The organism is Mycobacterium sp. ITM-2016-00318, assembly GCF_002968285.2.
In the GTDB taxonomy this organism is placed as follows: Bacteria; Actinomycetota; Actinomycetes; order Mycobacteriales; family Mycobacteriaceae; genus Mycobacterium.
This window is the reverse complement of the sequence record NZ_CP134400.1, coordinates 977,736-990,051: the sequence shown is the minus strand read 5'-3', so window position 1 is coordinate 990,051 and position 12,316 is coordinate 977,736. Positions and strand designations below refer to the sequence as shown.

At 66.3% G+C, this 12,316-nt stretch carries 12 protein-coding genes; 8 read left to right on the top strand and 4 right to left on the bottom strand.

What is annotated here, in order from left to right:
• Window positions 1–8: 8 nt before the first annotated feature.
• Window positions 9–776 carry an endonuclease/exonuclease/phosphatase family protein gene (locus tag C6A82_RS04810; protein ID WP_105342595.1) on the bottom strand — a complete coding sequence of 256 codons (768 nt, stop codon included), beginning with the start codon at window positions 774–776 and terminating at the stop codon, window positions 9–11.
• Window positions 777–794: 18 nt separating this feature from the next.
• Here C6A82_RS04810 and C6A82_RS04805 point away from each other — a divergent pair, with 18 nt between their 5' ends.
• Window positions 795–1,340, top strand: coding sequence for a hypothetical protein (locus tag C6A82_RS04805; RefSeq protein ID WP_105342588.1), 546 nt, complete (start codon window positions 795–797; stop codon window positions 1,338–1,340).
• A 297-nt stretch (window positions 1,341–1,637) separates the two neighbouring features.
• Here the strand turns inward: C6A82_RS04805 and C6A82_RS04800 are convergent, their stop codons facing one another.
• Entirely contained in the window at window positions 1,638–2,597 is a 960-nt protein-coding gene (locus tag C6A82_RS04800; RefSeq protein WP_199193629.1) for a YafY family protein, read from the bottom strand.
• A gap of 61 nt (window positions 2,598–2,658) precedes the next feature.
• On the opposite strand from C6A82_RS04800, the gene C6A82_RS04795 reads away from it, so the two are divergent.
• The 4 genes from C6A82_RS04795 (at window position 2,659) to C6A82_RS04780 (ending at window position 6,392) form a co-directional block, all read left to right on the top strand.
• Window positions 2,659–3,237 carry a DinB family protein gene (locus C6A82_RS04795; protein WP_199193628.1) on the top strand — a complete coding sequence of 193 codons (579 nt, stop codon included), beginning with the start codon at window positions 2,659–2,661 and terminating at the stop codon, window positions 3,235–3,237.
• Between the two features lie 3 nt (window positions 3,238–3,240).
• A complete protein-coding gene (locus C6A82_RS04790; protein WP_105342585.1) occupies window positions 3,241–3,837 on the top strand; it encodes a DinB family protein in 597 nt (198 codons plus the stop codon).
• A 9-nt stretch (window positions 3,838–3,846) separates the two neighbouring features.
• Entirely contained in the window at window positions 3,847–4,779 is a 933-nt protein-coding gene (locus tag C6A82_RS04785; RefSeq protein ID WP_105342584.1) for an alpha/beta fold hydrolase, read from the top strand.
• Between the two features lie 65 nt (window positions 4,780–4,844).
• Window positions 4,845–6,392, top strand: coding sequence for an IS1182 family transposase (locus C6A82_RS04780; RefSeq protein WP_311101844.1), 1,548 nt, complete (start codon window positions 4,845–4,847; stop codon window positions 6,390–6,392).
• Window positions 6,393–6,631: 239 nt separating this feature from the next.
• Here C6A82_RS04780 and C6A82_RS04775 read toward each other — a convergent pair whose 3' ends face one another.
• A complete protein-coding gene (locus C6A82_RS04775; protein WP_105342009.1) occupies window positions 6,632–7,225 on the bottom strand; it encodes a TetR/AcrR family transcriptional regulator in 594 nt (197 codons plus the stop codon).
• A gap of 92 nt (window positions 7,226–7,317) precedes the next feature.
• Here C6A82_RS04775 and C6A82_RS04770 point away from each other — a divergent pair, with 92 nt between their 5' ends.
• On the top strand, window positions 7,318–8,316 hold the full coding sequence (locus C6A82_RS04770) for an oxygenase MpaB family protein (protein WP_105342014.1): 999 nt from the start codon (window positions 7,318–7,320) through the stop codon (window positions 8,314–8,316).
• Window positions 8,317–8,333: 17 nt separating this feature from the next.
• Here C6A82_RS04770 and C6A82_RS04765 read toward each other — a convergent pair whose 3' ends face one another.
• Complete coding sequence (locus C6A82_RS04765; RefSeq protein ID WP_199193595.1) at window positions 8,334–9,596, bottom strand: MFS transporter; 1,263 nt, start codon at window positions 9,594–9,596, stop codon at window positions 8,334–8,336.
• Window positions 9,597–9,838: 242 nt separating this feature from the next.
• On the opposite strand from C6A82_RS04765, the gene C6A82_RS04760 reads away from it, so the two are divergent.
• Window positions 9,839–11,218 (top strand): AarF/ABC1/UbiB kinase family protein, encoded by a 1,380-nt coding sequence (locus C6A82_RS04760; RefSeq protein WP_105342010.1) that lies wholly within the window; start codon window positions 9,839–9,841, stop codon window positions 11,216–11,218.
• Between the two features lie 62 nt (window positions 11,219–11,280).
• Window positions 11,281–12,195 carry an alpha/beta fold hydrolase gene (locus C6A82_RS04755; protein ID WP_105342012.1) on the top strand — a complete coding sequence of 305 codons (915 nt, stop codon included), beginning with the start codon at window positions 11,281–11,283 and terminating at the stop codon, window positions 12,193–12,195.
• Window positions 12,196–12,316: the final 121 nt, after the last annotated feature.

The following is a 12,316-nucleotide window of genomic DNA, read 5'->3' as shown; positions in this document are numbered from 1 at the left end:
CTACGTAGTTACGGCCGGGAAACGTCCACAACGAGCGCGCGGTGGTCGGAGATCGGTAACTCGACGGCCAGGCTTTCGTCGGCGCGAAGTGTCGGATCGTCGGTGAGGATGTGGTCGAGCTGACGGCTCGGCTGTTCGGACGGGAAGGTCGGGCCCACGCCGAGGGCGCGCAGCCCGACCCAGCGCTCGAACTTCGGCGCAGTCATGTTGAGGTCGCCCATCAGCACGCGTGGGCCGGGAAACCCGCGCATGTCGCGGACGAGGTGGCGCAGCTGAAGCCGGTTCCAGCGGGGCACGAACGACAGATGGGTGTTGCCGACGCTAATCGGGCCCAGCGGGGTGTCCACCTGTGCCACCACAGCCGCGCGCGCCTCCTCGTGCACCATGAGCACCTTGCCGGGCTCGCGGAGATACATCGGGAAAGTTATCGGGATGCGCGGCAGCCGCACCACCTGCCAGCTCTGCACGGGGAAACGGGACAGCAGCGCGATGCCGTAGGCCGCCGTGCCGGGCTGTTCGCGGCCGGTCGCCGACATCCACGTCGCCCCCGGTGTGCCCGAGATCGCCGCGACGAACCGGTGCGCCACCGCGCCCATGGCCTCGGCGGCGATCGCCGTCAGATCGGCCATCGCCGACCGTGGCTGATCGCAGTCGACCTCCTGCAGAGCGAGCACATCGGCGTCGAGCTGCCGAACGGATTCCTCGAGCCGGTCCAGCTCGACCGCGCCGTCGTGAACACTTCGTCCGTGCAGGATGTTGAAGGTGGCCATCCGCATGGGTACTAAGTACCCACGATGACGGAGATCGACCTGCGCGAGGCGCTCAAGCGCGCGGCCTCTGCGTTCAAGGCGCACGGTCCGGAGTTCGCGCTGGCCGGAAGCTACGCGCTGTGGGCGTACGGCGGCCCAGAGCCTTTTCACGACGTCGACTTCGTGGTCGCAGAACCGGACACGGAGGCGGCGGCATTGACCCTGGAGAAGGCCGGTTTCCGCATCGACCGAACGCCGGAGGACTGGCTTTTCAAGGCGTGTGTCGATCAGCAGTTCGTCATCGATGTGCTGCACCAGCTCAACGGGACGCCGGTGACCGCTGACGACATCGCCGACGCCGAGGAGCTCGACGTACTCGCGATCCGGATGCCGGTGCTGTCGCCGACGCACGTGCTCATCGAGAAGCTGAACTCGCTCAACGAGCACCACTGTGATTTCGCGGCGCTATTACCCGCTGTTCGGGCAGTTCGCGAACAGGTGGACTGGGACAGGCTGCGGGCAGGCACCGGTGAAAACGACTTTGCGGTGGCGTTTCTCGTCCTCACCGACCGGTTGGGCATCACCGACTGACGTCGCATGGGTGAGGATTGTCACACTCGATGCATGCCACAGATGCCTTTCCGTCGCCATGACGTTGAGCCCCGTTGAGCCACAGTTCATTTCGGACGATGTCCGCCGCGCAGGCCACGGCGCGCCGCCTGCAACCTCTGCGGCGAGATGCCACAATGGAGAAATCATGACGACTGAACGTAAGACGTCAGGCGGCCCCAGGACCTGGTCAGACCCGCTGTCGATGGGCTTCGAGGCACACCGCCGACTGCTGCTACTGCGGTTGCGCCTGCGTGGATCCGCGGCCAAACGCGAGCGTCACGGGTTGCTGGTCGCGCGCCGCAACCGGTCGGCGACCGTCGCGACCGCGTCGACGACCTCGGGCGGTTCGAGCACCTCGAAGTCCGCTCCGACGGTCGCGAAGTAGAACACCATCCGCTCCGGGTCGTCCGCACCGGCGGTGACGATGCATGCGTCGGGACCGTCGGCCTCGATGTTCACCGATGACGGCGAGAAGTGTTGTGCGACAGATTGTTCGGATGCGGAGTAGCGGACCCGCGCGACATGGCGGTACGGCGAGGCGCTGATCGAACGCCGGACGTACGCCGCTGCGTCGGGAGCGTCCCTTGGCACGAACGTGCTTCCGCGTGCGCGGACGCCAGCCATCCGGTCAAGGCGCAGGCTTCGCCAGTCGTCGCGGTCGCGGTCGAACGCCAACAGATACCAGCGCTTTCCCGTCGTCACCAGCTGATAGGGCTCCAGCCTGCGGTCGGTGGCATTGCCCGCCCGGTCGACGTAGGCCGCCGAGACGTGCTCGCGGTCGCGGCAGGCACGGGCCAGGGTCATCAGCACCTCGGGTTCCACGGGCGAGTCGGACGAATTCCAGGCAAGTGTGACGGTGGCCTCGTGCACGGCCGAGACCTGCGACCGCAGCCGCGACGGCATCACCTGATCCAGCTTGCTCAGCGCGCGAAGCGCCGACTCGCCGACGCCCGCGACACTGCCGCCCGCGGCCAGGCGCAGGCAGACCGCCATCGCGACGGCTTCGTCGGGGTCGAGCAGCAGCGGTGGCAATGCGGCGCCTGCGCCGAGTTGATAGCCGCCGCCGTGCCCCTTGCTGGCGAGCACCGGATAGCCGAGGTCACGTAGCCTTTCGACGTCTCGGCGAACGCTTCGGGTGGTGACGCCGAGACGCTCGGCGAGCTCCTCACCCGACCAGACGCGGCGCGACTGCAGCAGGCCGAGAAGCTGCAGCACCCGGCTGGTCGTTTCGGACACGTTCTCAGGCTCGCACAGTCTTAGGACAGAAACTGTCCTAAAAGGATGAGAGGTTGGTTCCATGAGCTCGAAGACGAACGACACCGGAGCCGCTCCGGCGGCGACATCGGACACAGTGATCACCGACCAACTCGCCGACCAGCTCGATTTCCACTGGACCCACCAGTTGCGACCGCGGCTCGACGGCCTGACCGACGACGAGTACTTCTGGGCGCCGGTGCCGAACTGCTGGACCGTGCATCCTGACGGCACGATCGACTTTCACTACCCGGAACCTGCGCCTGCGCCGTTCACCACGATCGCGTGGCGGCTCGCGCACGTCATCGTCGGCGTGCTGGCCATGCGTAACCACTCGCACTTCGACGGCCCGCAGGCCGACTACCAGAGCTGGTCCTACGCGACCGACGCCGTAACCGCGCTGGCCCAACTCGACGATGCCTACGGGAAATGGATGGCGGGTGTGCGTGCGCTCACCGATGACGAGCTGTATCGGCCGTGCGGACCCGCCGAGGGCCCGTACGCCGACTACCCGTTCATCGCCCTTGTTCTGCACATCAATCGCGAGATGATCCACCACGGCGCCGAAATCGCCTGTATCCGAGATCTTTACGCCAACAACCCCGACAAGAAGGAGAAGTAGGCGATGGAGGGAATGCCCCCACCCGCCAGCGACGAGAAACAGACGCTGATCAATTTTCTGCGTTTCAACCAGGACGCGTTCTTCGCGGTTGCCTACGGGCTGACCGATGAACAGGCACGGTCGAAACCGTCGGTGAGCGCGCTGTCGATCGGCGGCCTCATCAAACATGCGGCAGGCGTTCAGCACAGCTGGATGGCGCGAGTGAAGGCGGCACCGGATTCACCGCCTCGTGACGACCGGCCCTTCGAGGAACAGGCCGCAGAATACGAGGATCAGTACGTGATGCGCGACGATGAGACGCTCGACGAACTGCTCGGCACACTGCGGGCGCAGAACGAGGAGACACTGCGCGTCTTCGCTGAGGCTGACCTCGACACCCAGGTGCCCGTCCCGCACGATGTGCCGTGGTTCCCGCAGAACCTGGACTTCTGGAACGTGCGATGGGTCGCCATGCACCTCGTCGAGGAGTTGACCCGCCATGCTGGACACTGCGACATCGTCCGCGAATCCATCGACGGCGCAACCATGTACGAGTTGATGGCAGGCATTCTCGGCTGGCCGGAGACGGACTGGATCAAGCCGTGGAAAGCGACAGCGTAGAAATGTGAGATGCAAACCCGCAGCGGGACGGCGTCGTGCGGTGACGTCGAATTGTTCTACGAGGATCTGCGCCCGTCCCGCTCCTCGGGTGCGCGAGGCAACCCCGACGCCGCGCCCATCCTGCTGATCATGGGCGTCGGCGCGCAGCTGCCGATGTGGCCGGACGGGTTCTGCGCACGCCTTGTCGAAGAGGGGCACCGCGTGATCCGGTTCGACCATCGCGACACCGGGCTGTCGACCAAGCTGCACGGCCTCAAGGCTGACGGCTCGGTGTATCCGCGGGTGGTTCGCCATGTCACGGGCCGCCGCAGCGAGGTGCCCTACACGCTGGTGGACATGGCCGTCGACGCGAAGGGTCTGCTCGACCACCTCGGCATCGAACGCGCGCACGTCGTCGGCGCATCGATGGGCGGAATGATCGCGCAGGTGCTCGCGGGCAACCACGCCGACCGGGTGGCCTCCCTCGGGTTGATCATGTCGAGTTCGAACCGGCTGCTGTCGGCGGTGCCGCGGTGGCGGGTGATCAAGTTGGCGTTCGGCGGGCCGTCGAAGGACGCGCCGGCCGACGAGCGGCTCGCCGCTGAGATCCGTAACATCTCGATCATCAACGGCCCCAACTTCTTACCGCCGGTCGACGCCCTGCGCAGGCGGGTCGAGGATCTGCGTGCGCGAAGCGACTACCCGCAGGGCATGATGCGCCAGTTCGACGCCATCTTGGGCACTGGCAGCCTGCTGCGTTACACGCGGCGCATCAGCGCGCCGACCGTCGTCATCCATGGCACCGACGACCCGATGGTCCGGCCCCGCAACGGCCGCAGCCTCGCGAAAGCGATCCCGGGCGCGCGGTTCATCGTCGTCGACGGCATGGGCCACGACCTTCCCGAGCCGGTGTGGCGCCCCGTCGTCGAGGCGCTCACCGAGAACTTCGCGCTGGCCGGCTAGGAGACTGCTGAATTATTGCGGCGTGGCGGGGGTGCTTGTGCTGGGGTTTTCGGGATCATTAGATGGTGCAGGGTCGATCTGATGATCAGCGAGAGTTGTTGGATGCCGAGTCGGTGGCCGGGCATCTTCTGAAGTCCGACAGTGTGTTTGCGTTCCTGTCCGCACATCGGAGTGAGTTGTTTCCTGAGGAGATGTTCGCCGATCTGTTTCCCTCGCGGCGGGGTCGGCCCAGTGTTCCGGCTGAGGTGATGGCCAGCGTGATCACCCTGCAGGCGCTGCACGGCCTGTCGGATAACGAGACCGTCGACGCGGTCACCTTTGACCTGCGGTGGAAGGCGGCCTGCGGATTGCCGATCACCGCACCGGCGTTTCACTCCACGACGTTGACCTACTGGCGGCGCCGACTGGCGGCCTCAGCTCGGCCGAACCGAATCTTTGAGGCGGTCAAAGCCGTCGTCACCGAGACCGGCGTGTTGGCCAAGAAGACGCGGCGGGCGTTGGATTCCACCGTCCTCGATGATGCGGTGGCTACTCAGGACACCGTGACTCAGTTGATCGCCGCGATCCGGCGGGTCCGCCGCGAGGTTCCCGCCGCCGCAGCGGTGATCGAACAGCACTGCACTGCTCACGATTACGACGACCCGGGCAAGCCCGCGATTGCCTGGAACGACAAGGCCGCCCGTGACGCATTGGTAGATGGCCTGGTCAGTGATGCTCATCGAGTGCTCGGGCATCTACCCGAGCACGAACTCGATCCTCGGGCTGCTGAGGCGGTGGCGTTGTTGGCGCTGATCGCCGGCCAGGACGTCGAACCGGTCGAGGGCTCCGATGGCACCGACGGGCACTGGCGTATCGCGCAGAAGGTCGCCCCGGATCGGGTGATCTCCACTGTGGATCCCGACAGCCGCCACGCCCATAAGACGGTGCACCGCCGTCAGGACGGGTTCAAAGCCCACCTCGCGATCGAACCCGACACCGGGATCATCACCGACTGCGCGCTGACCAAAGCCAGCGGATCTGACAACCACGAAGCCGTCATCGGGTTGGCCCTCCTGGAGGACGAGCCGAGCCCGGTGCGAGTGCTCGGCGATTCGGCCTACGGCACCGGTGCGACTCGCGCTGCGCTCGCCGAGGCCAAGCACACCACGATCATCAAACCGATACCCCTGCGCTCCCCGGTACCCGGCGGATTCACCACCGATGACTTCACCATCGATTTCGACGCCCGCACCGTCACCTGCCCGGCCAACCACACGCTGCCGATTCCGCCCAGCGGCGGAGTCGGTTTCACAACACGTTGCCGCTCATGCCCTTTAGCGTCTCAATGCACTACCGCGGTTAACGGACGCAAACTCACCCTCAGTGAGTACGAACCGCTGCAGCGCGCAGCCCGCAGTCGAGCACGCGACCCCGAGTGGCAAGCCGAGTACCGCCAGCATCGGCCCATGGTCGAACGCTCCATCGCCTGGCTCACCCGCAACAACCGCAGAGTCCGCTACCGCGGCGTCACCCGCAACGACCACTGGCTGCACCACCGCAGCGCCGCACTCAACCTGCGTCGCCTCATCTCACTGGGCCTGACTCACACCGGAACTACCTGGGCTATCGCCTAACACAGTTGGATTCCGGCCTTGCCGACCGCGAGATCCAGTGTCACGCTCGATTTCGGCGGGGCGACCTCTTCTGTCGACCCACGGGTCTGACTTCACACCGCCGCACGACGGCTCGAGGCGCCCCGCCCCAACGCCACTAATTCAGCAGTCTCCTAGATCGTCGGGTTGCCGCCGAAACGGCATTCCAGCAGAGAAAGTGCGAGTGAAGCCCTGCGTGGATGCAGTCTCGCGCGACCAGGTCAGAGGATGAGCGCTATCGCGTGGTCGACGACCGCGTCGAGATCGTCGCCGAGGTTGCCCGCCAGCCACTGCTGGGCCAGCTCGGCCATCGCGCCGGTGAAGATCGCCGCCCCGACCGCCGCGGCGACGGGGTCGGATTCCGGCGTGAGCCTGCCGCCCTCGGTGAGCACACCTTCCCGCAGCAGATCCTGGGCCGCCGCGCGACGTTTAACCAGCACGGGATTGGCCCGCGCCTCGGTGAAGAGCACCCGGCCGCGCCGCGGATCGGTCGAGCTGAAGCCGAGCACCGCGGCGATACCCGCCCGCGTGCGTCCCCGCACGGAGTCCTCCGCCTGGTCGATGGCGGCGCCGACGACCTCGACCAGCTGGGCGCTGACCCGGTCGTACACCGCACCGAGAAGGTCGTCGACGTCGGCGAAGCTCTCGTAGAAGTAGCGGGTGTTCAGTCCACACTCCCGGCAGACCGAGCGCACCGAGACAGCGGATTCGCCCTCGTCACCGAAGAGCCGGAAACCGGCATCGACGAGCAGCGTCCGGCGCTCGGTGCGGCGGTCGGTCAGCGGCACACCGGCCCAGCGCGTCGGGCTCGACATCAGGCAAGACTACGTCGGCGAACCCAAGTCTGGTCACAACCGTAGCCGAAATGTATTCTGGTTACAGCCGTGACCAGAACTGGGAGACGCGTATGCACCTGCCGCATCAAATCGCCGGACAACTGCTGAACAAGAAGTTCGACGAGGACATCCGACGCCACTACTTCCACGGCATGGAGTTCGCCGCTCCCGTCGGCGACCCCGGCTGGTTCGGCCCCGGCAGCGCTGTGTGGCACGTGCACTCCCATATGCATGCGCTGATCTTCGGTCTGCAGTGCGCGGCATACTTGGAGCGCCTCGATCCGTCGATCTATTGGATGGGCATGCACCATTCGCGGTTGGTGAAGCGCGATCCGGTGACCGGCGAAGCGACGGCGACACCGCAGATCGACCCGGCGGGCGCCGCGGTGCGACTCGGTCATTCGATCGCCTTCTTCATCGGCACCGCCTACGGTTCGACCGAGACCGCCGAGCGACTCGCCAAGTCGGTGCGAGCGATGCACCACACGATCAAGGGCACCAGGCCCGACGGGGCCCGCTACGACGCCGACGATCCGAACTGGCTGCGCTGGAACTACGCGACGGTGGCCTGGGGACTGGCCACCGCGCACGAGATGTATCACCCGCAGCCGTTGCGCGGCAAGAAGATCGACCGCTACTACAGTGAATTCGTCCGCGTCGGCCATGCACTCGGCGGCACCGATCTGCCGACCACCAAGGCCGAGACTCTGGACTGCCTCGAGTCGTATGTGCCGAAGCTCGCCGTCACCCACGGCATGGCGATGTCGACCGGCCCGGGTCTGCCGATGGCGCAGGGCGCGGTGGACTGGGCGATTCGCGACACGCTGCCGAAGTGGGCGGCGCGAATGGTGGCCCACACCAACCCGAACATCGTCGAGCGCAGCGCCAGACGCGCGGCGGTGTGGGCGGTGATCAACGGGCTGAGCGCCGCCACCGGCCCGATCCCCGAATTCCGCCAGGCGCAGGCGAGGGTGAAGGGCGGCACCTCGGTGCCGCACACGCTGCCGACGTACGTGGCGGGCAGCGACCCGGTGCTCAGCCGCGACGAGGTCGAGCACTCCTTCGCCTGACCCGTCCGCCGCGAAAATCACGCGAGCGCAACCCCTTTCGTCTCGGGCAGCGCGATGGTGCACACCAGGCTCACGAGCACGACAGCGGTCATCATGATGCCGATCGCGGACACTCCCCATGTCGCGAGCAGAGGCGCGGCGATGATGGTCGGCACCGCACCGCCGACCAGCCCCGCGAGGTTCAGCGACAGGCCCGCACCGCTGTAGCGGTAACGCGTGCCGAAGATCTCGGGGATGAAAGCCGCCATCGGCCCGTAGGAGCTGGCGGCGATCGCATAGGTGCCCGACATGGCGAGCGCGAAGAGCGCCACGTTGCCGGTGTCGATCAGCGGCAGGACGACGAAGGCCCACGGCACGCCCAGCGCCAACGCCGTCATGATGACGCGGCGACGGCCGTAGATGTCGCTCAGTATCGAACTGATCGCGTTGAACACCACGACGATCACGCCGCCGAGGAGCCCGACCGCGAGGATCACATCCGGCGAAAAGCCAACGTGGGTATGGGCATAGCTCATGAAGTAGGCGTTGGCCAGGTAGCCCAGGGTGAAGAAGCCGATCATGCTGCCCGCGGCCAGCGCCACTTCGCGCCGCTGCTCGCGCAGCAAGGCGACGAGCGGACGCACCGCTGAGGCGGAAGGTTGCGCCTTCTGCGCGGCGAACACCGGCGTCTCGGCGACGTTCAGCCGAACGTAGAGCGCGATCGCGATCAGCACGGCGCTGAACAGGAACGGAATCCGCCAGCCCCATTCGACGAACGCGCGACTGCTCTCGCCGATCGTCTGATTGACCGTGAGGAACAACAAGCTGCTCATGACGAGCCCACTGCCGACACCCATTTGGGTGAACATGCCGTATCGCCCTCGCGCTTTCGCGGGTGCGTACTCCGCGGCAAGCAGGGCTGAGCCGGCCCATTCGCCGCCGACCGCGAAGCCCTGAAGCAGCCGCAGTGTCAGCAGGATCAGCGGCGCGGCCATTCCGATCGTCGCGGCGCCGGGCACAAGGCCCACCGCCAACGTGGACAGCCCCATGATCATCAGCGTGGCGATCAGCGTCGACATGCGGCCGAGCCGGTCGCCGAAATGCCCGAAGAACGCCGCGCCAACCGGCCGCGACAGAAACGCCGCCGCGAACGTCGCCATCGAGGCGACGGTCGCCATCGTCGTGCCGAGGTGCGGGAAGAACACCTTGGGGAACACCAGTGCCGCTGCGGTGCCGTAGATGTAGAAGTCGTAGTACTCGATCGCAGAGCCGACGAAGCTCGCCATTGCGACGCGTTTCATCGAGGTGGGTTGCGGTGGGGTCGTCAGCATTGCCATGTCGCTCCTGGAAAGACGAGTTGTTCGTCCGAAGTTATGAAGCCGGCCCCGCGATGGCGCGGTTGTCCGCACTTTCGGTCCTATTCAGCGATCTCGATGTTCTGCGCATTGTGCTCACTCCCCGCCGACCCGCCACAACCGGTGGTCAATGTGACCGGATCCACAGCTTTTCGCGGCTCAGCAACGATTTTGAGAGACTGTCACCTATGTCTACGACTAAGCACCGCGAGGTGGCCAAGCTTGACCGGGTTCCGTTGCCCGTCGAGGCCGCCCGCATCGGAGCGACGGGTTGGCAGGTAACCCGCACCGGCGCACGGGTCGTCAGCAAGCTCGCCGGCCGCGGCTCACTGCAGCAGAAGGTCATCAAGGAGATCCCGAAGACGTTCGCCGATCTCGGGCCCACCTACGTCAAGTTCGGTCAGATCATCGCGTCGAGCCCCGGCGCATTCGGCGAGCAGCTGAGCCGCGAGTTCCGCAGCCTGCTCGACCGGGTGCCGCCCGCCGACATCGACGAGATCCGCAAGCTGTTCGTCGAGGACCTGGGCGACGAACCCGAAAGCCTGTTCAAGTCCTTCGACGAGACGCCGTTCGCGTCGGCGTCGATCGCGCAGGTGCACTACGCGACGCTGCACAGCGGCGAGGAGGTCGTCGTCAAGATCCAGCGGCCGGGCATCCGGCGTCGCGTCGCCGCCGATTTGCAGATCCTCAAGCGCGGCGCGCGCCTGGTGGAGTTCGCCAAGCTCGGCCAGCGGCTGTCGGCGCAGGACGTCGTCGCCGACTTCGCCGACAACCTCGCCGAGGAACTGGACTTCCGCCTCGAGGCGCAGTCGATGGACGCCTGGGTGTCGCACATGCACGCCTCGCCGCTGGGCGAGAACATCCGCGTCGCGCAGGTGTACTGGGATCTGACCAGCGCACGCGTGCTCACCATGGAGCGCATCCAGGGCACCCGCATCGACGATGTGGCCGCCATCCGCAAGAAGGGCTTCGACGGCGAGAGGCTGGTCAAGGCACTGCTTTTCAGTCTGTTCGAGGGTGGCCTGCGGCATGGGCTGTTCCACGGCGACCTGCACGCGGGCAACCTCTACGTCGACGACGACGGCAAGATCGTGTTCTTCGACTTCGGCATCATGGGCCGCATCGACCCGCGCACCCGCTGGCTGCTGCGCGAGCTGGTGTACGCACTTCTGGTCAAGAAGGACCACGCCGCGGCGGGCAAGATCGTCGTGTTGATGGGCGCAGTCGGCACCGTCAGGCCGGAAGCCGAGGCCGCAAGGGACCTCGAGAAGTTCTCGACTCCGCTGACCATGCAGAACCTCGGCGACATGTCCTACGCCGCGATCGGCAAGCAGCTGTCCACGCTGGCCGACGCCTACGACGTCAAGCTCCCCCGTGAGCTGGTGCTGATCGGCAAGCAGTTCCTCTACGTCGAGCGCTACATGAAGCTGCTCGCCCCACGCTGGCAGATGATGAGCGATCCGCAGCTGACGGGTTACTTCGCCAACTTCATGGTCGAGGTCAGCCGGGAGTACAAGGACCCGGACGCGCCCGCCCAGGAGACCGAAAAAGATGGAGTCGACGCCTAAGTGGCCGACGAACGCTTGCGTGTGGGGGCACCTCCCACCCGGAGGGTAGGGGGAGAGAAATAGTGCAGGCCCGTACCGGACTCGCCCGCACCGGCGGCTCGGACAGCCCGATTGAGATCCACTACGAGGACATGGGCGATGAGAACCATCCTCCGGTGTTGCTCATCATGGGCCTCGGAGCGCAATTGTTGTTGTGGCGCGAGGAATTCTGCGAGAAGCTCGTCAACCAGGGCCTGCGCGTCATCCGATATGACAACCGTGACGTCGGCCTGTCGACCAAGCTGACCGGCCAGCGCTCGAATTCGGGAACGCTGCCCGGCATGGTGCGCTCGTACCTCGGCAGGCCCAGCCCCGCGGTCTACACGCTCGAGGACCTCGCCGATGACGCCGCCGGGCTGCTGGACCATCTCGACATCGACCGCGCCCACATCGTCGGCGCCTCGATGGGCGGCATGATCGCCCAGATCTTCGCGGCGCGGTTCCCGCAGCGCACCAACACGCTCGGCATCATCTTCTCGAGCAACAACCAGGCGCTGCTTCCACCGCCGGGATACGAGCAGTTGCGGGCCCTGCTGCAGCGACCCGCGGACTCCACCCGCGAGGCGATCGTCGCCAACGCCGTGCGCGTCGCCAAGATCATCGGCAGCCCCGGCTACCCGCGCCCAGAGGACAAGCTGCAGGCCGATGCGCTCGAGGGCTACGACCGCGCCTACTACCCGGCGGGTATCGCGCGGCACTTCGCCGCCGTGCTCGGCAGCGGCAGCCTGCTTCACTACGACCGTCAGATCACCGCGCCGACGGTGGTCATCCACGGCACGGCCGACAAGCTGATGCGGCCGTCCGGCGGTCGCGCGATCGCCCGCGCCATCAAAGGCGCGCGGCTGGTTCTGATTGACGGGATGGGCCACGACCTGCCAGAAGAGTTATGGGACCAGATCGTCGGGGAGCTCAAGACGAACTTCGCCGAAGCCTTCTGATCAGCGGATTTGGCCGATTCGGTGGTTCCCCCGAAATCGGCTAGCATTCCCAGGCGGGAGGCATCCGGGTTGACCATGGCGCATCCCGGGGCAGGTCCTCCACCACGTCTTTTCGGGGGCT

Bases quoted from the DNA above. Each gene is read 5' to 3' on its own strand.
- C6A82_RS04810 (WP_105342595.1), bottom strand. From the start codon at position 776: ATGCGGATGGCCACCTTCAACATCCTGCACGGACGAAGTGTTCACGAC.
- C6A82_RS04805 (WP_105342588.1), top strand. From the start codon at position 795: ATGACGGAGATCGACCTGCGCGAGGCGCTCAAGCGCGCGGCCTCTGCG.
- C6A82_RS04795 (WP_199193628.1), top strand. From the start codon at position 2,659: ATGAGCTCGAAGACGAACGACACCGGAGCCGCTCCGGCGGCGACATCG.
- C6A82_RS04790 (WP_105342585.1), top strand. From the start codon at position 3,241: ATGGAGGGAATGCCCCCACCCGCCAGCGACGAGAAACAGACGCTGATC.
- C6A82_RS04785 (WP_105342584.1), top strand. From the start codon at position 3,847: ATGCAAACCCGCAGCGGGACGGCGTCGTGCGGTGACGTCGAATTGTTC.
- C6A82_RS04775 (WP_105342009.1), bottom strand. From the start codon at position 7,225: ATGTCGAGCCCGACGCGCTGGGCCGGTGTGCCGCTGACCGACCGCCGC.
- C6A82_RS04770 (WP_105342014.1), top strand. From the start codon at position 7,318: ATGCACCTGCCGCATCAAATCGCCGGACAACTGCTGAACAAGAAGTTC.
- C6A82_RS04765 (WP_199193595.1), bottom strand. From the start codon at position 9,596: ATGAAACGCGTCGCAATGGCGAGCTTCGTCGGCTCTGCGATCGAGTAC.
- C6A82_RS04760 (WP_105342010.1), top strand. From the start codon at position 9,839: ATGTCTACGACTAAGCACCGCGAGGTGGCCAAGCTTGACCGGGTTCCG.